Here is a 19,997-nt window from a genome sequence, read left to right as displayed (position 1 = left end):
CGCTAGCTTTTCCCGTCCTTGCCCAACAGCAGCTGGCCGCGCTTGCGAATCGTGGCCTGCGCCATCTCCGCAAAGCGCTGCAATAGCCAGGGCAGCACCACCTGCACCTTGACATGGTCGTCGGCGACGTCGACCTGCCCCGTCGCGATCTGCCCGAGCGCGCGGATGCGGAAATTCATGCTGTCGCCGCTCCAGCTCTCCTCCTCGACCTGCATCACGGGAATGCTCGCCGCAGCGCGGCCTAGCCCAGTCTTGAGCCGGCGCACCGCCTCCTCGCGGCCCAAGCGGTGGGGAATGGAGACGACAAGCGGTGCTGACATGGCTCTGCCCGGTTAGTGATTGAACCTCACATAGTCATGCCCGGCGGTACCACAAAGGTTCCATGCAAGTTGCGCGTGCACCCGGTGTTTCATTGGCGGAACTTTAGAACCTGCGGCAAGTTGCCCTCGCACCACGGGACAGGTTGCAAACGACCCTTCTAACGAAGGGCTGGAGGAGATTTCCGCATGTCTATCGGTACGATCATTCTGATCATTTTGGTCATCGCGCTGCTCGGCGGCTTCAGCGGCATCGGCGGCGGCCCGTTCTACGGCACCGGCTATTACGGCGGCGGCGGTCTCGGGCTCGTCATCGTGATCCTGCTGATCCTGCTCCTGCTGGGACGGATCTAGCCACCAAACGAAGATCTAGTAGGGTGGGCAAAGGCGCAATGCGCCGTGCCCACCTTTTTGCTCGGCTGAGAGAAGATGGTGGGCACGCTTCACTTTACCCACCCTACTTCGTTTTCCCGGCGAGCTTCTTGATCGCCGCCTTGATCGACGCGGCTGCATCGTCATAACCATCCCACGCCTTCGATCGCGCCAGCAAGCCGGGCACCGTCCGCACCGTGTACCGCTTCGGATCGAGGTCGCTCTTCACCTGCGCCCACGTGACCGGCATCGACACAGTCGCACCATCTCGCGCACGCGGCGACAGCGGCGCCACCGCCGTCGACATCCGATCGTTGCGCAGATAGTCCAGGAAGATCTTTCCGTTGCGCAGCTTCTTCGACATGTTGAGCAGATAGCGCTCGGGAGCGTCGTCCGCCATCCACTGGCAGACGCCTTGCGCGAAGGCCTTGGCCTCCTTCCAGCTCACCTGGTCGCGCGCGCCGTGACGCAGCGGGACCACGACGTGCAGACCTTTGCCGCCGGTGGTCTTGCAGAAGCTTTCCATGCCGATGTCGGTCAGCCGCTGCCGCATCTCCTTGGCGGCCTCAACGACCTCGGCGAAGACGACGTCGGGCGCGGGATCGAGATCGAACACCAGCCGGCCCGGGGTATCGTAGGCGTAGGGCGCGCAATTCCAGGGATGCAGCTCGACGCCGCCGATCTGCGCCACGGCCGCGAGCCCTTCGATGCGGTCGATCTGCAAATAGGGCTTGCGGTCGCCGGAGACCCGCGCGAGCTCCAGAAGGTTCGAGGTGCCCTGCATGGCGTGGCGCTGGAAGAAGCATTCGCCCTTGATGCCATCAGGGGCGCGGATCAGCGAGCACGGCCGGCCCTTGAGGTGCACGATCATCCATTCGCCGACGGCTTCGAGGTAGCGCGCGAGATCCAGCTTGGTAACGGGATCGCCATTGCCGTCGTCCGGCCACAGCGCCTTGTCCGGCTTCGAGAGCACGACACCCATCACTTCGGCAGTGCCGGCTTGCGCTGTTCGTGCACCGGTCTTCGCTTGCGCGCGCGGCTTCGCGCGCTGCTTCGTCGAGGGCTCGGCAAGCTCGGTATCGACCGGTGTCTCGGCCTCGACCTCCTCCGCCGGCTTGTCCTGCCGCAGACCCTTGAAGGCGGCCTGGCGGATATTGCCGTCGGCAGTGAAGCCGGCGAACTCGATCTCCGCCACGAGCTCCGGCTTCAGCCAGTGCACCTCGCGCGTCTTTTTCGGTGCGTTCTTGCCGCCGAAGGGGCTTTGCTTCGCCTCCATAGCCTTCAAGGACGGCATGATGCGCTTGACCTTGTCCGCGCCGAAGCCGGTGCCGACCATGCCGACGAAGGCGAGATGATCACCGCGGTGCACGCCGGCCATCAGCGAACGGAATTTGCCATTGGTGGTCTTGTAACCGCCGATCACGACCTCATGGCCGGCGCGGCATTTTGCTTTGGTCCAGCTTTCTGTCCGCCCCGAACGATAGGGCGCGTCCAGCTTCTTCGACACCACGCCCTCGAGCTCGAGCTTGCAGGCGGATTGCAGCACGGCGTCGCCGCCGCTTTCGAAATGCTCGACATAGCGAATCTGGCTCGATTTGCGCTTACGCGCTTCCAGCAGCTCCTTCAAGCGCGCCTTGCGCTCGCCGAGCGGCAGCCGGCGATAATCGAGGCCTTCCGCAAACAGCAGGTCGAACGCAAAGAAGATGAGCTCCTCGGTCTTGCCGTCCGACAGCGCCGCCTGGAGCGACGAAAAATTGGGTGCTCCATTGTGGTCGAGCGCGACGATCTCGCCGTCGACCATCATATCCGGCAGCGCGCCCGCCTCCTTCGCGATAGTTGCGAATTTTTCGGTCCAGTCGAGGCCTTTGCGCGTCTTCAACGTCGCCTTGCCGCCCTCGACCCGCAGCTGCACGCGGTAGCCGTCGAACTTGATCTCGTGGCACCAGCCGTCGCCGCTCGGCGGGCGCTCGACCGACGTACAGAGCTGCGGCGCCACGAAATCCGGCATCTCCGCCGCCTTGTTCGCGGTCGTCGCGGTCGTCGCTTTCTTCTTGACTGTTTTGCCGGTTTTCAACGCCGCGCGGGGCGCCGGCTTGACCGTGCGCTCTTTCGCCTCGTCCGCCCGGTTGGACTGCCAGACCGCGTCGGCCTTGGCCTTGGTGCCCTTCGCCAGCATGAACGGTTTTGGCGCACGGCCCTTGCCTTCGGCGATCTGATCCATCGCGCGGCCGGAGGCGACCGATTTGTCCTCCTCGAGAATGTCGTTGTCTGCGCCCTCGCGGACATATTCGTCGCGGTGCTTGATCAGGAGCCAATTGGTCCGTTTGCCGCCGGTGCGGTCGTTGCGCATGCGCACCAGGACCCAGCTGCCGTGCAGCTTCTCGCCATGCAGGGTGAATTTCAGATCGCCCTTCTTGAAACCGCGTTCGGGATCTTCGGATTCCCAGGTGCCGCGATCCCACAGCATGACCGTGCCGCCGCCGTACTGGCCTTCCGGAATCGTGCCCTCGAAGTCGCCATAGTCGAGCGGATGATCCTCGACCTCGACGGCCAGCCGCTTGTCGTGCGGATCGAGCGAGGGCCCTTTTGTCACCGCCCAAGACTTGAAGACGCCGTCGAACTCGAGCCGCAGATCGTAGTGCAGCCGCGAAGCGTCATGCTTCTGGATCACGAAGCGGCGCTGCTTCGATGGCGCCACCGCGGTCTTGCCCGACGGCTCCGGCGTCTTCTCGAAATCACGTTTCTGTCGATACTTGGAGAGCTTTTGCAGCACGACTGGTCCCGGATTCTCTTTCGGCGTGGAAGCCTTATCACGGCCCGCATCCCACCCGGAACCAAAACCCCGCGGGACGGTTGGGGTTCCAAAATGACTCGCAGACGCTGGAGAACGGAATGGCACCGCGCGCCTATTGGAAGGGAACGTTGAAGCTCTCGCTGGTCAGTTGCCCCGTTGTGCTTTATCCGGCGACCACCGCGGCCGAGAAGACCCGGTTTCACATGATCAACCGCGAGACCGGCAACCGATTGAAGCAGCAGATGATCGACGCCGAGACCGGCGACGTCGTCGAGAGCGACCAGAAGGGACGCGGCTACGAGCTGCGCAAGGGCAAATATGTCGAGATCGAGCCGGAGGAGCTCGAAGCGGTCCAGATCGAGAGCAACCACACCATCGACATCGAGAGCTTTGTGCCAAGCGACGAGATCGACCAGCGCTATCTCAACCATCCCTACTACATCGCGCCCGACGGCAAAGCCGCGGTCGATGCCTTTGCCGTGATCCGCGACGCCATGAAGGACCAGGATCGCGTCGCGCTCGCCAAGATCGTGCTCACCAATCGCGAGCACATCATCGCGATCGAGCCGCTCGGCAAGGGTCTGCTCGGCACCACGCTGCGCTTCCCCTACGAACTGCGCGACGAGGACCAGTTCTTCGACGACATCAAGAGCCCGAAGATCACCAAGGACATGGTTGAGCTCGCCGGCCATATCCTCCAGACCAAGGCCTCCCATTTCGATCCCAGCAAGTTCAAGGACGACTATGAGAACGCGCTGAAGGCCCTGGTGAAGCGCAAGGCCAGCGGCAAGACAATCGAGCTGCCGGAGCCTGAGGAGAAGCCAAGCAACGTCGTCAGCCTGATGGATGCGCTGAAGCAGAGCTTGAAGGGGCGCGGCGGGAAGAAGACGGCGGCGAAGTCCCATGCGCGCCGGGCGTCGGGACGAACGCGCGCCGCGAAGAAGACGCATCGGTCGACAGCGCGACAGAGGAAGGCGGGTTGAGGAGACTGCTCGCCTAATACTAGATCTCGTAGGGTGGGCAAAGCGGAGCGTGCCCACCACCATGCGCACTGCGACTGAAATGGTGGGCACGGCGCTTTGCGCCTCTGCCCACCCTACAGGTCTATGGAGCGTCAATCCCCCGCCTTCAGCCGATAGCCGATCCCCGTTTCCGTCAGCACATATTGCGGCCGCTCCGGATCGGCTTCGATCTTCTGCCGGAGCTGGCGGACATAGACGCGCAGATATTGCGCGTCGGTCAGCTCGTCCCAGAGCTCCCTCAGCAGGAAGCGATGAGTGAGCACCTTGCCGGCGTGCTGCACCAGCACACGCAGGAGGTCATATTCCTTCGGCGACAGTTTGACGTCGCGCTCTCCGACCCTGACGATCCGGCGCACCAGATCGACCGAGAGATCGCCGGCACGAAACACCGGGCGTTCGCCCTGGATCTGAAGCTGGTGCCGCAGCGCGGCGCGCAGGCGCGCCAGCAGCTCGTCCATGCCGAACGGCTTTGTCAGGTAATCGTCGGCCCCGAGATCGAGCGCCTCCACCTTGCCGGCCTCGTCGCCACGGCTCGACAGCACCACGATCGGCACAGCTTCGTTGCGCGCGCGGATGGTGCGCAACAACTCATGGCCCTGGATGTCGGGCAGGCCAAGATCGAGGATGATCAGCGCGGGATCCTCGCTGAGCTTCTCCAGCGCGGTCTTGCCGTTCGACGCCTCCAGGATCTCATAGCCTTGCGTCGAGAGCCCCATCCGCAGCAACTTTCGGATCGGCGGCTCGTCGTCGATGACCAGCACCTTGATCGGGGCAGCGCTCATGCGGCGGTATCCAATGCGTGGGTCCGGGCCGGAATGGGTAGACGAATGGTCAGAACCGCGCCGCTCCGGTCGCTGCGGTTCGCGGCCGAGATCGTGCCACGCATCGCCTCGACGAAGCCGCGGGAGATGGCGAGCCCGAGCCCGGTGCCGGGACGGACATGGTCGCCCTTCTGCGCGCGATAAAACTTGTCGAACACGCTCTCGAGCTCCTCGGACGGAATGCCATCGCCCTCGTCGGCAATCTGGAGCACCACATGATCGCTGTCGCGCCGGCTGCGGATAGAAACCGTCGCGTGGGGTTGCGAATATTTGGCGGCGTTGTCGAGCAGGTTGAACAGCACCTGCTCAAACAGCACCGCATCGAGCTGGAGCATGGGAAGGTCTGCGGCCAACTCCAGCTCCACCTTGTGGGCGGTGAGGATCTTGGCTGCACGCCGGAGCGCGCTGCCGACGATCTCTCCGAGATCGTGCAACGCAGTGTTGGGCACGATGGCGCCGGATTCGAGCTTGGTCATGTCGAGCAGATTGGCGATGAAGCGGTTGAGCCGTTCGGATTCGTCGATCACGGTCGCGAGCAGGTCGCGCTTCTCGGTGTCGGAGAGCGCGCTGGCGAGATCGCGCATGGTCGAGGCAGCACCCAGCACGGATGCGAGCGGCGTCTTCAGGTCGTGTGAAATCGAGGTCAACAATGCGGAACGCAGCCGCTCGGATTCGACGGAGCGCTTGACGCGATCGACGTCCTCGACCAGCAGCACGCGCTCGATCGCCAGCGCGCCCTGGTCCACCAGGGCGTCGAGCAGCCGGCGCTGGTCCGGCGTCAACAAGGGACCAGTGCGGTCGTTGTCAATGCCGATGACGCCGATCGAGCCCCGCCCCGTGCGCATCGGCAGGAACAGCCGTTTTGCGCCGGGCAGCGTGTCCGAGCCGCGGCCTGCAGGGCGGTCATTGCTCCAGGCCCAGTTGGCGGCGGCAAGGTCGGCCTGATCGAGATCGTCCTCGGGGGGATAGCCCGATTTCACCGTGAGCAGACCTTCGTCCGGCAACAGCAGCACCACACGGACTTTCAGCATCAGCGCGATCTGGTAGGCGGTCGCCCACAGCACGTCATCGAGCGTGCCGGTGCCGGCGAGCTTGCGGCTGAAAGCATAGAGCTGCTCGGTGGTCCGGATGCGGCCGATCGCAGCATCAGCCTGGGTGCGGACCCGCCCCGCCACGCTCGACACCACGAACGCAATCAGCATGAAGAAAAAGAACGCCGCGACATTGGTCGGATCGGTGATGGTGAAGGTATAGACCGGCGGCAGGAAGAAGAAATTGTAGGCGAGCGATGCCGCGACACTCGCGAGCAACGACGGCCACAATCCGTAGCGCACGGCAACCGTCACCACGGCGGTCAGAAACATGAGGTCGACGTTCTCAATGCCGAAATACGGCTTGATCGCCACGGCGGCAGCGAGGCCAAGCGCGGTGATCCCGAGTGCCTTCAGATAGGGCCGCGCATCGAGCGGGTCCGATCGCGTTGCGGTCTGCACCGCCGTCTTCGGCGCCGGCTCGCTCGTGAGTTCGTCGCCAGGGATGACGTGCACGCTGATATTGCCGGCGCGGCGCACCAGATCGTGCACGACGGAGCCGCGCGTCATCTCGAACCAGAGCGAGCGCGTCGACTTGCCGATCACGATCTGGGTGACGTTGTTGCCCTGCGCGAAGTTGATGACGTCGTCGGCGAGGCGGCGGCCGACGCCCGGGATCGTCAGCGCCTCACCGCCGAGCGATTCCGCGAGCCGCAGCGTATCGGCCAGCCGGTCGCGCTGCTCGTCGGAGAGCTGGAGCGAGCGCCGCGTCTCGATCGAGACCGCGATGAACGGCGCGTGCAGCCGGTCGGCCAGCCGCTTGGTGTAACGTACGAGGCTGGCCGCGCGCGGATCTTCGCTGACGCAGACGAGGATGCGCTCGCCTGCGGCCCAGGGACCGGCGATCGCGTTCGCCTGCATGTGGGTGAGCAACTGCTCGTCGACCCGTTCGGCGGTGCGCCGCAGCGCGAGTTCGCGCAGCGCGGTCAGGTTGCCCGGCGAGAAATAATGCTCCAGCGCCCGCTCGGCCTGCCTGGGGACATAGACCTTGCCCTCTTTCAGCCGCTGGATCAGGTCGTCGGGCGTGAGGTCGATCAGCTCGATGGCGTCGGCGCGGTCGAACACCGAATCCGGCACGGTCTCCCGCACCCGGACATGGGTGATCTGCGCGACGACGTCGTTCAGGCTCTCGATGTGCTGGATATTGACAGCGGTGTAGACGTCGATGCCGTGGGACAGCAGCTCCTCGACATCGAGATAGCGTTTCGGATGGCGGCTACCGGCGGCATTGGTGTGAGCGAGCTCGTCGACCAGCGCGATTTCCGGCCGGCGCGCGATCACGGCGTCGAGGTCCATTTCCTCGACAATCTGGCCGCGATAATCGAGCTTCTTGCGCGGGATCACTTCCAGCCCGCGCACCAGCGCCTCGGTCTCGGCGCGGCCATGGGTCTCGACGAAGCCGACCACGACGTCGATGCCGGCCTTGCGCTTGGCGTGGGCGCTTTGCAGCATCTCGTAGGTCTTGCCGACGCCGGGAGCGGCGCCGACGAAGATTTTCAGCTTGCCGCTCACGCCCTCCTCCCGGCGCGCGGCTTGCAGCAGCGCCTCGGGCGAAGGACGTTGTTCGGGATCGCGGCGCTCTCGGACCATCAGATCAATATAATCATCCGCGCGGACCTAGCCTAGACTACTTCGTGGCACGATCGAGCGCGAGATTGAGAGCCAGCACGTTGACCCGCGGCTCGCCGATCAGGCCGAGCAGGCGGCCCTCGGTGTTGGAAGCCACCAGTTGATTGACCTGATCCTCCGGTACGTTTCGCGCCTTCGCGACGCGCGGCACCTGGAATTGCGCCGCTTCGGGGGAGATATCCGGATCGAGGCCACTGGCTGAGGTCGTCACGAGGTCGACCGGCACGGCGGCGTTCGGGTTCTCGCCCTTGAGCTTGTCCACATCTTCCTTCAGCCGGTCGGCCAGCGCCTTGCTGGTCGGCCCGAGATTGGAGCCGCCCGAATTGGCGGCGTTGTAGGGCGCCGGTACCGTCTTGGTCGAATCGTTCGGATCCGGCGCCACCGTCGCCGAGGGACGGCCGTGGAAATATTTGTCGTCCTTGAACTCCTGCCCGATCAGGGCGGAGCCGACCACCTTTCCGTCCTTCTCGATCAGGCTGCCCTGCGCCTGCACCGGGAAGATCGCGCCGGCAATAGCGGTCATCGCGAGCGGATAGGCAAGTCCGGTGATGGCGGTGAGCACCAGCAGCAGGACGATGGCAGGGCGGATTTCTCTGAGCATGTGTTTCTCCTATTTCTTTCGTCATTGCGAGGAGCGAAGCGACGAAGCAATCCAGTCTCTCAGCCGTGGCAAGAATTCAGGATTGCTTCGCTTCGCTCGCAATGACGGGGTTAAGCCAGGTGCAAGGCAACGACGACGAGGTCGATCGCCTTGATGCCGATGAAGGGAATGACGATGCCGCCGAGGCCGTAGATCAGCAGGTTGCGCCGGAGCAGTGCGCCGGCCCCGACCGCGCGATAGGCGACGCCCTTCAGCGCCAGCGGGATCAGCGCGACGATAACAAGCGCGTTGAAGATGATCGCCGACAGGATAGCGCTCTGCGGGCTCGACAGGTTCATGACGTTGAGCACGTTGAGCTGGGGGTAGAACGCCAGGAACATCGCCGGGATGATCGCGAAATATTTCGCGATGTCGTTGGCGATCGAGAACGTGGTCAGCGCGCCGCGCGTCATCAGGAGCTGCTTGCCAATCTCGACCACCTCGATCAGCTTGGTCGGATTGGAGTCGAGGTCGACCATGTTGCCGGCCTCGCGAGCCGCCTGCGTGCCGGTGTTCATGGCGACACCGACGTCTGCCTGCGCGAGCGCCGGCGCATCGTTGGTGCCGTCGCCGCACATCGCCACCAGCTTGCCCTTGGCCTGCTCGTCGCGGATCAGCTTGAGCTTGTCCTCAGGCGTTGACTGCGCCAGGAAGTCGTCAACGCCGGCTTCCGCTGCGATGGCGGCGGCCGTCATCGGATTGTCGCCGGTAATCATGACGGTGCGAATGCCCATGCGCCGCAGCTCGGCAAAGCGCTCGCGGATGCCGCCCTTGACGATATCCTTGAGCTGGATGACGCCGAGCAGCTTGCCGTCCCTGGCGACCGCCAGCGGCGTGCCGCCGGCCTTCGATATGTCGTCGGCAATGGTCTGGATCTCGCGGCCGACGTCCGACAATGGCATTGGCTGGATGGCGCGGGCGGTGTTGCCCGAGGCAACGGCGAGCGGCGCACCGCCGCCGACGTAGTTGAGCATGGCATCGACCGCGCCCTTGCGCACCGACGAGCCGCCGGCATCGACGCCGCTCATGCGGGTCTGCGCCGTGAACGGGATGAAGGTAGCTCCCAACTCGGCCATGTCGCGGCCACGGATGCCGTATTTGTCCTTGGCCAGCACCACGATGGAGCGGCCCTCCGGGGTCTCGTCGGCGAGCGAGGCGAGCTGGGCCGCGTCCGCGAGCTCCTGTTCGGTGACGCCGCGCACGGGACGGAAGGAGGTCGCCTGGCGGTTGCCGAGTGTAATCGTTCCGGTCTTGTCGAGCAGCAGCGTGTCGACGTCTCCGGCGGCCTCGACGGCGCGGCCGGACATCGCCAGCACGTTGAAGCGGACCAGGCGGTCCATGCCGGCAATGCCGATCGCCGACAACAGCGCGCCGATCGTCGTCGGGATCAGCGTCACGAACAGCGCGACCAGCACGACCACCGAGATCGAGCCGCCGGCATAGGCAGCGTAGCTCGGGATGGTGACGGTGGCGAACACGAAGATGATGGTGAGGCCCGCCAGCAGGATGTTGAGCGCGATCTCGTTCGGGGTCTTCGCCCGCTCGGCGCCCTCGACCAGCTTGATCATGCGGTCGATGAAGGTCGAGCCTTGAGCTGCCGTGATCCGCACGCGGATCCAGTCGGAGAGTACCTGGGTGCCGCCGGTCACTGCCGAACGGTCGCCGCCGGATTCGCGGATCACGGGTGCGGACTCGCCGGTGATGGCGGCCTCGTTGACAGAAGCGACGCCCTCGATCACCTCGCCATCGGAGGGAATGGTATCGCCGGCCTCGACCAGAACGATGTCGCCGACCTTGAGGCTGGTGCCCGGCACGAGATCGAAGGCCAGGCCGGCGCCGGTCAGCAGCTTGGCCTGACTCTCGGTGCGGGTCTTGCGCAGCGATTCCGCCTGCGCCTTGCCGCGGCCTTCGGCCACCGCTTCGGCGAAGTTGGCGAACAGCACCGTGAACCAGAGCCAGACGATGATCTGGAATGTAAAGCCAAGATTCCCACCGCCCGTGACGAGATCGCGGAGGAAGATCACAGTGGTGAGCGCGGCCACGATCTCGACCACGAACATCACGGGATTCTTGATCATCAAGCGCGGATCGAGCTTGGTGAAGGACGCGCGGATCGCAGGCACGACGATCTTGGGATCGAGCATCGCCGAGACGGACGCGCGTTTTTGCAGTTTCATGGTATCCATGGAGGTCACTCCAAACAATCGGAAGGCTGTCGATCAGAACACTTGCTGGTCAGAAGATTTGGCCGGCGTTCATCGCGAGATGCTCGACGATCGGGCCGAGGGCGAGCGCCGGGAAGAAGGTGAGGCCGCCGATGATCAGGATCACGCCCACGACCAGGCCGACGAACAGTCCGCCCGTGGTCGGGAGGGTGCCCGCGGACGGCGGGATCGATTTCTTGGCGGCGAGCGACCCCGCAATCGCCATCGCCGGGATGATCATGAAGAAGCGGCCGACGAACATCGCGCTTGCAAGCGTGAGATTGTAGAAGAAGGTGTTGCCGGTGAGGCCTGCGAAAGCCGAGCCGTTGTTGCCGGTCGCCGAGGTGAAGGCGTAGAGCACCTCGGTAAAGCCGTGCGGGCCGGCATTCGCCATCGAGGCGACCGCCGCCGGATAGACCACGCCGACGGCCGTCCAGCCGAGGATCATCAGCGGCAGCACCAGGATCGCGAGCATCGCCATCTTGACCTCGCGCGCTTCGATCTTCTTGCCGACATATTCCGGCGTGCGGCCGACCATCAGGCCCGCCACGAAGATCGCGAGGATGACGAACAGCAGCATGCCGTACATGCCGGCGCCGACGCCGCCGACGATGATTTCGCCGAGCTCGATGTTGATCAGGGGAATCATGCCGCCGAGCGCGGTGAAGCTGTCATGCATGGCGTTGACCGCGCCGCAGGAGGCGGCCGTCGTGATCACGGCGAACAGGGAGGACGCGACGATGCCGAAGCGAACCTCCTTGCCTTCCATGTTGCCGCCGGTCAGGCCGAGCGCGTGCAGGGTCGAAGTACCGTTGGCCTCCGCCCAATAGGTGATGGCGACACCGGCGACGAACAGCACGCCCATCACGGACAGGATCGCCCAGCCCTGGCGCTGGTTGCCGACCATGCGGCCGAACAAATTGGTCAGCGCCGCGCCCAGAACGAAGATCGACAGCATCTGCACGAAGTTGGACAGCGCGGTCGGATTTTCGAACGGATGCGCCGCATTGGCGTTGAAGAAGCCACCGCCATTGGTGCCGAGCATCTTGATCGCGACCTGCGAGGCGACCGGACCGACCGCGATGGTCTGCTTGGCACCTTCGAGCGTGGTGGCCTCGACATAGTCACCGAGCGTCTGCGGCATGCCCTGCGAGACCAGGAACAGCGTGTAGACGATGCAGATCGGCAGCAGGACGTACAATGTGCAGCGGGTGACATCGACCCAGAAATTTCCGACGGTGCGTGCCGACGCACGCGAGAAGCCGCGGATCAGGGCGACCGCGAGTGCGATGCCGGTCGCCGCCGACAGGAAGTTCTGGTGCGTCAGGCCGAGCATCTGCACGAGATAGGACAGCGTGCTCTCTCCACCGTAATTCTGCCAGTTGGTGTTGGTGATGAAGGAGATCGCGGTGTTAAAGGACAAGTCGGCGGCGACCGCCGACTGCCCGGCTGGATTGAACGGCAATACATCCTGAAGCCGCATCACGCCGTAGATGATGAGAAAGCCGCCGACGTGGAACAACAGCATGGCGACCGTATAGGTCAGCCAATGCTGCTCGCGCTTCTCGTCGACGCCGGAGAACCAGTAGATGCCGGCCTCGATCGGACGCAGCACCGGCGACAGGAAGGTCCGCTCGCCGTTGAACACGCGCGTCATGTACCAGCCGAGCGGTTTTGTCAGCGCGACGATAATGACGCAAAAGAGAATGATCTGGAGCCAACCGATCACAGTCATGGAATTAACCCTTCAGGCTTCAGGAGCACGGTCAGAACCGCTCGGGCCGCAGCAGCGCGTAAGTGAGGTAGAACAGGAGGCCGAGCGAGACGGCACCGGCGAGCGAATAATCGAAGATCATGGTCCGCTCCCTCAAAGCCGGTCGCAGGCGTAGGTGTAGCCGATCGCAACGGCGAAGAAGCCGAAGCCCAGCGCCAGCATCAGAATGTCCATCATGGAGATACTCCTCGTTGCGCCCTTGATTTCGGTGCAACCGTTTCTCGGGAGACCCGGTCGGCGCGTGAAAGGAAATGCCGGTGCATTTCCACGGCGCCTAACGGGACTTTTGACCGGGCTGAAGTGCCACCCCAGGCATAGGTTTTCGAGACGAGGGCCGTGGCGAAGTTATAGGAATCTCATAAAGGCCGGCCGCGGCCCGGTGCCCACACTTATGAAATCCCTATATCTTCCGCGCCATTCCCATCTCGCTTTCAAATGCCGTTTTGACCATCCTGGAGAGGCCGGCCGACTAACCAACGCCATTCCAGGAGGCCTGACGTGACCGCCGCACGCCGACACCACGAACCGCCGTCACTCAGCGATCGCCTGCACAGCACGCAGGCGATAAACCGATCGTTGATGCTCGACATTATCGAGCACGCCTGCCGTCGCATCCCTTTGCTTGGACAAAGCGAACGCACCGCACGCATCTTGCGCCTGATCGACGTCGAGGCCTGGGCCGATGCCACGCTGGCGCTGATAGAGCTGGAGCTGCCGCTATGGCGGATCCGCCGCATCGCCTATGACGAGGGCGAATGGCACTGTGCGCTATCGCGCGAGCGCGAGTTGCCGGATTGGCTCGACACCGCGGTCGAGGCCCGCCACGCCGATCTTTCGCTGGCGCTGCTGGCGGCTTTCATCGAGGTCAAGGCATTGGCCCTGGAAGTTTCGCGTTCGAGCGTTCCCGTTGTTCGTCCCGCGTCTGAGCCGCTCTATGAGCCGGTCGGCTGCGAAAATTTCGGCTAGTGGGCGCGGTCCTGACGCTCGTCATCACACTCGTGGCGCGCGGGCTCGGAGCAAAAGCCCTCACGCCCATCGACCGCGAATTGACCATGGCTGCCTACGGGGCGAGCAACCGGCTCCGTGGCCAAGAGGCACGCCTAAAAGGCGTGGCCAAAAACACCCGGCCGATCTGGCGCAGTTTCACGGAACCGTGTAGATCGGTTTCATGAGCATCAGCAACGTCAACGTCGTCGCCCACCCCCTGGTCCAGCACAAGCTCTCCCTGATGCGGGAGAAGGATCGCTCGACCAAGAGCTTTCGCGAGATCCTGAACGAGGTCGGGATGCTGCTCGGCTACGAGGTGACGCGCGACCTGCCGCTGGAGCTGGTCGAGATCGAGACGCCGATTGCGCCGATGCGGGCGCCCAAGATCGCCGGCAAGAAGCTCACGCTGGCGCCGATCCTGCGCGCCGGCGTCGGCTTCCTCGACGGCATGCTGGCGCTGATGCCGTCGGCGCGCATCGCCCATATCGGGCTCTACCGCGATCCCGATACGTTGCAGGCCGTGGAATATTACTTCAAGGCGCCGCAGGACCTGTCGGACCGCACCGTGATCCTGATGGACCCGATGCTGGCGACCGGCAATTCGGCCTGCGCCGGCGCCTCGCTGCTGAAGGCGCGCGGCGCCCGCGACATCCGCTTCGTCTGCCTTCTGGCCGCGCCTGAAGGCATCGCGCAGTTCCAGAGCGAGCATCCGGACGTGCCGGTCTGGACCGCCGCGATCGACGAGCGGCTCAACGACCACGGCTACATCGTGCCGGGGTTGGGCGACGCCGGCGACAGGATGTTCGGCACCAAGTAGACAGGTTCGCGCGGTCGGGTTAGTCCGGTTGCCATGAGCGCCAATGTATTTTCGCTGCAATCACTGATCCGGACCGAAGCCGCCGCCGATCCCGCCTTCGTGTTCGATGGCACGCCGGTCTCGCGCGCTGAATTCTCGGAAAAGGTCGAACAGAGCGCCGCCTGGCTTGCCGCGCACGGTGTCGGCAAGGGCGATGTCGTCGCGGTCTGGCTGGTCAACCGGATCGAATGGATCGCGCTGCTGTTCGCCGCCGCCCGGCTTGGGGCGATCGTCGCCGCCGTCAATACACGCTACCGCAGCGCGGAGGTCGCGCATCTCCTGAAGCTGTCCGGCGCCCGGCTGATGGTGATCGAAGCCGCGTTCCGCTCGATCGACTTTGCCGCTATTCTCGCCGACGTCGCCAAGGACGAGGTGCCTGCGCTGCGAGAGCTTGCAGTTGTGGGCGCGGATGAGATTCCTGCCCAATGGCCATGCGTGCGCTTCGAGGCCTTCGACAAGCGCTATCCGCCTGCCCCGCCGGCTCAAGACGATTTCGATCTGCCGGTTCTGCTCTACACGACGTCAGGCACGACCAAAGGACCGAAGCTTGTCGCGCATTCGCAGCGAACGTTGGCCACGCACGCCGCCTCCGTCGCCGAGGCGCTAAAACTGTCGCCCCAGCGCCATGCGCTGCTGGCTATGCTGCCGTTCTGCGGCACCTTCGGCATGACGAGCCTGCTCAGCTTCGTCGCAGCGGGCGCGACCGTCCATGCGCTCGACGCCTTCGAGGCCGCGCCGGCGCTGAAGCTTCTCCGCGAGTGCGGGATCACGCACGCCTTTGGCTCGGACGAGATGTTCCGCCGCATCCTCGCCCTCACCGACGCGCCGCGTCCGTTTCCGCATCTCGAAGTCTGCGGCTTTGCCGCGTTCCAGCCCGGCTGGCGCGAGCTTGCCGCGGAGGCCGAAGCGCGCGGCATGCCGTTGCACGGCCTCTACGGTTCGAGCGAAGTGCAGGCCCTGTTCTCGATCGCACGCTCGAGTGACGCGTTCACCGATCGCATCGAGGGCGGCGGCTGGCCGATGTCGCCGGAGGCCAGGATCCGTGTGCGCGACACCGAGACCGGCGAACTCGCGGCTCGCGGCGTCTCCGGTGAGATCGAGATCCGGGCGCCGTCACGCTTCCTCGGCTACTACAACAATCCCGATGCGACACGCGACGCCATCACCGCGGACGGCTTCTTCCGCACCGGCGATATCGGCCGGCTACGCGGCGACGGCTCCTTCGTCTACGAAACCCGCGCGGGCGACGCCATGCGGCTCGGCGGGTTTCTTGTCGCACCGGGCGAGATCGAGGACGAGCTCAAATCGTGCGCTGGCGTGGCCGACGCCCAGGTTGTCGCGGTCGATCTGAAGGGAAACGCCCGCTGTGTTGCCTTCGTGATTGCCACCCAGGACCCCCACCACGAGCCGCCGCGGCAGGACGCGTTGACCGCGCGCCTGCGCGAGCGGCTCGCCGGCTACAAGGTCCCGGCGCGGATCTATGTCGTGGAGGCCTTCCCCGTCACCGACAGCGCCAACGGCGTCAAGATCCAGCGCGCCCGACTTCGGGCCATGGCGATGGAGCGGATCGCCGCGGAATAAGCACGGCCACTGGGATAGCACGCGAATTCGTCTCGGCTAAAAGGTCGCGCATCAGCTAGTACGACTTCGCTAGCCCAAGCACCTTTTCCGCAATGAAGCTGAGCGCAAGCTGCGGACTGACCGGCGCGATGCGCGGGATTAGCACTTCACGCAAGTAACGCTCGACGTGGAACTCCTTGGCATAGCCGAAGCCGCCATGGGTCATCACCGCCTGCTCGCAGGCATGATATCCGGCCTCACCCGCAATGTATTTCGCGGCATTGGCGGCGCCGCCGCAAGGCATGCCCTTGTCGTATTGCCAGGCCGCCGACATCACCATCAACCAGGCCGCCTCGAGCTCAACCCAGTTTACGGCCAGCGGATGCTGAATGCCCTGGTTCTTGCCGATCGGCCGGTTGAACACCACGCGGGTCTTGGCGTATTCGGTCGCGCGCGACAGCGCGAGCTTGCCGAGGCCGACGGCTTCCGCTGCGATGAGAATGCGCTCGGGGTTCATGCCTTCGAGAATGTACTGGAAGCCTTTGCCCTCTTCGCCGATGCGATCCTCCATCGGGATTTCAAAGTCCTCGAAGAACAGCTCGTTGGAATCGACGACCTTGCGGCCCATCTTCTCGATCTCGTGGACCTTGATCCTGTTACGATCGAAGTCCGTATAGAACAGGCTCAGCCCATGCGTGGGAGAGCGCACGTCCTCCAGCGGCGTGGTGCGCGCCAGCAGCAGGATCTTGTGCGCGACCTGCGCGGTCGAAATCCACACCTTCTGGCCGTTGACGATGTAGCGGTCGTTCTTGGCGACCGCGCGGGTCTTGAGCTGGGTGGTGTTGAGGCCCGTGTTGGGCTCGGTGACGGCAAAGCACGCCTTCTCGCGGCCCTCGACCATCGGCGGCAGCATGCGCTTGCGCTGCTCTTCGGTGCCGAACACGACCACGGGATTGAGACCGAACACGTTGATGTGCACCGCGGACGCGCCGGACATGCCGGCGCCGGATTCCGCGATGGCGCGCATCATGATCGCGGCCTCGGTGATGCCGAGGCCGGAGCCGCCATATTCCTCCGGCACGCAGATGCCGAGCCAGCCGGCGTCCGCCATGGCCTTGTGAAAGTCGTGCGGGAAGCCGCCGTCGTGGTCCTTCTTCAGCCAATAAGCGTCGGGAAAGTCTTCGCAAACCTTTGCGACGGCGTCGCGAATGGCTTCCTGCTGAGCGGTGAGCGCGAAATCCATATTCTTGATCTCCTTCTTGGGAGAAGCGATCGCGCAATCTCCCCCTCGTCGCGTTCCCCACTCGACGGCCGTGGCGGATTGGTGCGCCCGAACGTGCCTTCGCTTGCGTTCTTTAACTTGAAAAACAGGGTACAGATACGTGAATTTCCCTATCAACTGTGTGTAGCATGCATAGGGTCATGCGGCGCGAGGATGCGGGCGCGCCGTTATTTCGCAGGGAGGAAACCGCGATGGCGGGACTTTATTTCGAGGAGTTTTCGGTGGGCCAGGAGTTCAGGCATCCCCTGACGCGGACCGTCACCGAGATGGACAACACCATGTTCAGCCTGCTGACGCTCAATCCGCAGCCGCTGCACATCGACGCACATTTTGCGGCCCAGACCGAGTTCGGCCAGCGCATTTTCAACAGCCTTTACACTCTTGGGATCATGATCGGCATGACGGTCTATGATACGACCATGGGCACCACCGTTGCCAATCTCGGCATGACCGACGTCACTTTTCCGAAACCGGTCTTCCATGGCGACACGCTGCGGGCGACGACGAAGGTGCTTTCGTTGCGGGAATCCAAATCGCGCCCCAAGGCGGGCATCGTCGAGTTCGAGCACCACGCTCTCAACCAGAACGACGAGATCGTCGGCAAATGCCGCCGCATGGCGATGATGCACAAGAGGCCGGTCTGATGCGTTCGATGCTGTTCGTGCCGGGCGACTCCCCGCGCAAATTCGAGAAGGCCAGCGAAGGCAACGCCGACGCGCTGATCATCGATCTCGAAGATTCCGTCGTCACCGACAAGAAGCCGGAGGCGCGCGGGTTGACGCTGACGATGCTGAAGGGCCGCAACAAGCCCCACCAGCTCTATGTCCGCGTCAACGCGCTCGACACCGGCATGACGCTCGCCGACCTTGCCGCGGTGATTCCGGGCCAGCCCGACGGCATCGTGCTGCCGAAATCGCAGGGCGGCGACGACGTGCGACAGGTCGCGACCTGGCTGGAAGCTTTGGAAGCTGCGGCTGGTATCGCCATTGGCTCAACACGCATCGTCTGCGTCGCGACCGAAACCGCAGCTTCGATCTTCGGGCTCGGCAGCTACAAGGGCTGCTCTCCTCGCCTCGCGGGCCTGATGTGGGGCGCGGAAGATCTCTCGGCCTCGCTCGGCGCGACTGAGAAAGCGGCGGGCGGCGTGTTCCACAGCCCTTATCGTCTGGCCCGCGATCTCTGCCTGATGGCGGCCGCCGCGGCCGAGGTCGCGCCGATCGACACCGTCTATACCGACATCGACAATCTCACCGGACTCGAACAGGAAACGCGCGCGGCGCGGCGTGACGGTTTTTCGGCGAAAGCGCTGATCCATCCCAAGCACGTCGACGTGGTCAACGCGGCGTTCGAGCCGACCGAAGCCGAGCGCAATTGGGCCGAGAAGGTGATCGCGGCGTTCGCGAGCAATCCGAACTCCGGCACGCTGCGCCTCGACGGCCAGATGATCGACAAGCCGCATCTTCGCGCCGCAAAGAAGATCCTCGGCCAGAGTTAGATCAGGACGCCGCGCTGCGACAGATGGGATCGAAGCCACTCTCAGCGTCGTCGTGGCCGGGCTTGTCCCGGCCATCCAGGGCTTCCACGCAACCGGCACCCAAAACGTGGATGCCCGGGACAAGCCCGGGCATGACGAAGCGAAAACGTCCGGCCCCTCACTTTCCGCAGGCGGGGAGAGGGGAGCGTTAGACGATCTTGATCGACATATCCGGCAAGCCGTCGAGCTTGCACAACAGCACGTCGCCCTTCACGACCGGGCCGACATTCTCCGGCGTGCCGGAATAGATGATGTCGCCGGCCTTCAGCTCGAACGCTTCCGACAGTTTTGCGATTTGCTCGGCCACGCTCCAGATCATCTTGCTGAGATCCGAGCTCTGCTTCACCGTCCCGTTGATCGCCAGCGAGATGGCGCCCTTGTCGAAATGCCCGGTCTTGCTGGCCGGGTGGATCGGGCCGATCACCGCGGCGTGGTCAAAGCTCTTGCCGATCTCCCACGGCTTCTTCTCCGCGGCCATCCCGTTCTGGAGATCGCGCCGGGTCATGTCGAGGCCGAGCGCGTAGCCATAGACGTGGTCGAGCGCCTTCTCGGCCGGGATGTTGCTGCCGCCGGATTTCAGCGCGGCGACCAGCTCGACCTCGTGGTGATAGTTCTTGGTCAGCGACGGATAGGGATGATCGGCGACTTCGCCCACGGCGACGTTCTGGATCGCGTCGGTGGGCTTCTGGAAGAAGAACGGCGGCTCGCGGTTCGGGTCCGAGCCGCGCTCGATCGCGTGCGCCGCGTAGTTGCGCCCGATGCAGTAGATGCGGCGGACCTGGAACACCTGAGTTTCGCCGACGATCGGGATGGTGACCATCGGCACTGGAAAGATCGGCTTCGGGCCGGCCTGCGCCGCGGCCGGCGCAACTTCCGCGATTGAGGCAGCACTTGCCGCCGCGGCAATTGCGAGCAGCTCCCGTCGCGTTGCTGATGTCTCTTTCATGGCTTGTGCTCCCTTTTTATGTTCGTTGGGCGCATAATGCGCGCCGAGCCGCCTGATAATCAATATTCAGTATGCCAGCAATGCTGGACCGGCACGTCGACTAATTTAGAACAGGCCGGCTGCAGCCGAGCCTTCCGAACCGGCTCCCTTTCACCCTAGCATGGAACT

At 64.2% G+C, this 19,997-nt stretch carries 17 protein-coding genes; 7 read left to right on the top strand and 10 right to left on the bottom strand.

Features of this window, described 5'->3' with window-relative positions; genetic code table 11:
• Positions 1 to 2: 2 nt before the first annotated feature.
• Entirely contained in the window at positions 3 to 320 is a 318-nt protein-coding gene (locus ACIPUD_RS00305) for a polyhydroxyalkanoic acid system family protein (RefSeq protein ID WP_085351913.1), read from the bottom strand.
• Positions 321 to 506: 186 nt separating this feature from the next.
• On the opposite strand from ACIPUD_RS00305, the gene ACIPUD_RS00300 reads away from it, so the two are divergent.
• Positions 507 to 671 (top strand): DUF3309 family protein, encoded by a 165-nt coding sequence (locus ACIPUD_RS00300; RefSeq protein ID WP_007595743.1) that lies wholly within the window; start codon positions 507 to 509, stop codon positions 669 to 671.
• 103 nt (positions 672 to 774) lie between these two features.
• Here the strand turns inward: ACIPUD_RS00300 and ligD are convergent, their stop codons facing one another.
• Complete coding sequence (ligD, locus tag ACIPUD_RS00295; protein ID WP_446479966.1) at positions 775 to 3,462, bottom strand: DNA ligase D; 2,688 nt, start codon at positions 3,460 to 3,462, stop codon at positions 775 to 777.
• A 119-nt stretch (positions 3,463 to 3,581) separates the two neighbouring features.
• On the opposite strand from ligD, the gene ku reads away from it, so the two are divergent.
• On the top strand, positions 3,582 to 4,466 hold the full coding sequence (ku, locus tag ACIPUD_RS00290) for a non-homologous end joining protein Ku (protein WP_446479965.1): 885 nt from the start codon (positions 3,582 to 3,584) through the stop codon (positions 4,464 to 4,466).
• Between the two features lie 131 nt (positions 4,467 to 4,597).
• On the opposite strand, the gene ACIPUD_RS00285 is transcribed toward ku, so the two are convergent.
• The 6 genes from ACIPUD_RS00285 to ACIPUD_RS00260 all read right to left on the bottom strand — a co-directional run bounded on the left by ACIPUD_RS00285 (position 4,598) and on the right by ACIPUD_RS00260 (position 12,746).
• Positions 4,598 to 5,287 (bottom strand): response regulator, encoded by a 690-nt coding sequence (locus ACIPUD_RS00285; RefSeq protein WP_446479964.1) that lies wholly within the window; start codon positions 5,285 to 5,287, stop codon positions 4,598 to 4,600.
• On the bottom strand, positions 5,284 to 8,007 hold the full coding sequence (locus ACIPUD_RS00280) for a DUF4118 domain-containing protein (protein WP_446479963.1): 2,724 nt from the start codon (positions 8,005 to 8,007) through the stop codon (positions 5,284 to 5,286). The genes ACIPUD_RS00285 and ACIPUD_RS00280 overlap by 4 nt, the downstream gene beginning before the upstream one ends.
• A 37-nt stretch (positions 8,008 to 8,044) precedes the next feature.
• Complete coding sequence (locus tag ACIPUD_RS00275; RefSeq protein ID WP_446479962.1) at positions 8,045 to 8,647, bottom strand: K(+)-transporting ATPase subunit C; 603 nt, start codon at positions 8,645 to 8,647, stop codon at positions 8,045 to 8,047.
• Between the two features lie 110 nt (positions 8,648 to 8,757).
• Positions 8,758 to 10,872 (bottom strand): potassium-transporting ATPase subunit KdpB, encoded by a 2,115-nt coding sequence (kdpB, locus tag ACIPUD_RS00270; protein ID WP_446479961.1) that lies wholly within the window; start codon positions 10,870 to 10,872, stop codon positions 8,758 to 8,760.
• 49 nt (positions 10,873 to 10,921) lie between these two features.
• Positions 10,922 to 12,625, bottom strand: a complete 1,704-nt coding sequence (kdpA, locus tag ACIPUD_RS00265; RefSeq protein ID WP_446479960.1) for a potassium-transporting ATPase subunit KdpA — start codon at positions 12,623 to 12,625, stop codon at positions 10,922 to 10,924.
• A 31-nt stretch (positions 12,626 to 12,656) separates the two neighbouring features.
• Positions 12,657 to 12,746 carry a K(+)-transporting ATPase subunit F gene (locus tag ACIPUD_RS00260; RefSeq protein WP_018454042.1) on the bottom strand — a complete coding sequence of 30 codons (90 nt, stop codon included), beginning with the start codon at positions 12,744 to 12,746 and terminating at the stop codon, positions 12,657 to 12,659.
• Between the two features lie 416 nt (positions 12,747 to 13,162).
• Between ACIPUD_RS00260 and ACIPUD_RS00255 the strand changes: the two genes are divergently transcribed.
• The 3 genes from ACIPUD_RS00255 (at position 13,163) to ACIPUD_RS00245 (ending at position 16,088) form a co-directional block, all read left to right on the top strand.
• Positions 13,163 to 13,630 (top strand): hypothetical protein, encoded by a 468-nt coding sequence (locus ACIPUD_RS00255; protein WP_446479959.1) that lies wholly within the window; start codon positions 13,163 to 13,165, stop codon positions 13,628 to 13,630.
• Between the two features lie 202 nt (positions 13,631 to 13,832).
• On the top strand, positions 13,833 to 14,468 hold the full coding sequence (gene upp, locus ACIPUD_RS00250) for a uracil phosphoribosyltransferase (protein WP_446479958.1): 636 nt from the start codon (positions 13,833 to 13,835) through the stop codon (positions 14,466 to 14,468).
• A gap of 33 nt (positions 14,469 to 14,501) precedes the next feature.
• Complete coding sequence (locus tag ACIPUD_RS00245) at positions 14,502 to 16,088, top strand: AMP-binding protein (protein ID WP_446479957.1); 1,587 nt, start codon at positions 14,502 to 14,504, stop codon at positions 16,086 to 16,088.
• Between the two features lie 55 nt (positions 16,089 to 16,143).
• Here the strand turns inward: ACIPUD_RS00245 and ACIPUD_RS00240 are convergent, their stop codons facing one another.
• Entirely contained in the window at positions 16,144 to 17,310 is a 1,167-nt protein-coding gene (locus ACIPUD_RS00240) for an acyl-CoA dehydrogenase family protein (protein WP_007613843.1), read from the bottom strand.
• 179 nt (positions 17,311 to 17,489) lie between these two features.
• On the opposite strand from ACIPUD_RS00240, the gene ACIPUD_RS00235 reads away from it, so the two are divergent.
• On the top strand, positions 17,490 to 17,993 hold the full coding sequence (locus ACIPUD_RS00235) for a MaoC family dehydratase (protein ID WP_446479956.1): 504 nt from the start codon (positions 17,490 to 17,492) through the stop codon (positions 17,991 to 17,993).
• Positions 17,993 to 18,844, top strand: coding sequence for an HpcH/HpaI aldolase/citrate lyase family protein (locus ACIPUD_RS00230; RefSeq protein WP_162496395.1), 852 nt, complete (start codon positions 17,993 to 17,995; stop codon positions 18,842 to 18,844). Before ACIPUD_RS00235 ends, ACIPUD_RS00230 begins: the two co-directional genes overlap by 1 nt.
• Before the next feature lie 187 nt (positions 18,845 to 19,031).
• On the opposite strand, the gene ACIPUD_RS00225 is transcribed toward ACIPUD_RS00230, so the two are convergent.
• Positions 19,032 to 19,829: a fumarylacetoacetate hydrolase family protein gene (locus ACIPUD_RS00225; RefSeq protein WP_085361511.1), complete on the bottom strand. Its 798-nt coding sequence runs from the start codon at positions 19,827 to 19,829 to the stop codon at positions 19,032 to 19,034.
• Between the last annotated feature and the right edge of the window lie 168 nt (positions 19,830 to 19,997).

Source organism: Bradyrhizobium sp. CAR08 (genome assembly GCF_052871955.1).
The sequence above is the reverse complement of the archived record's forward strand: the minus strand, read 5'-3'. Positions and strand labels throughout refer to the sequence as shown.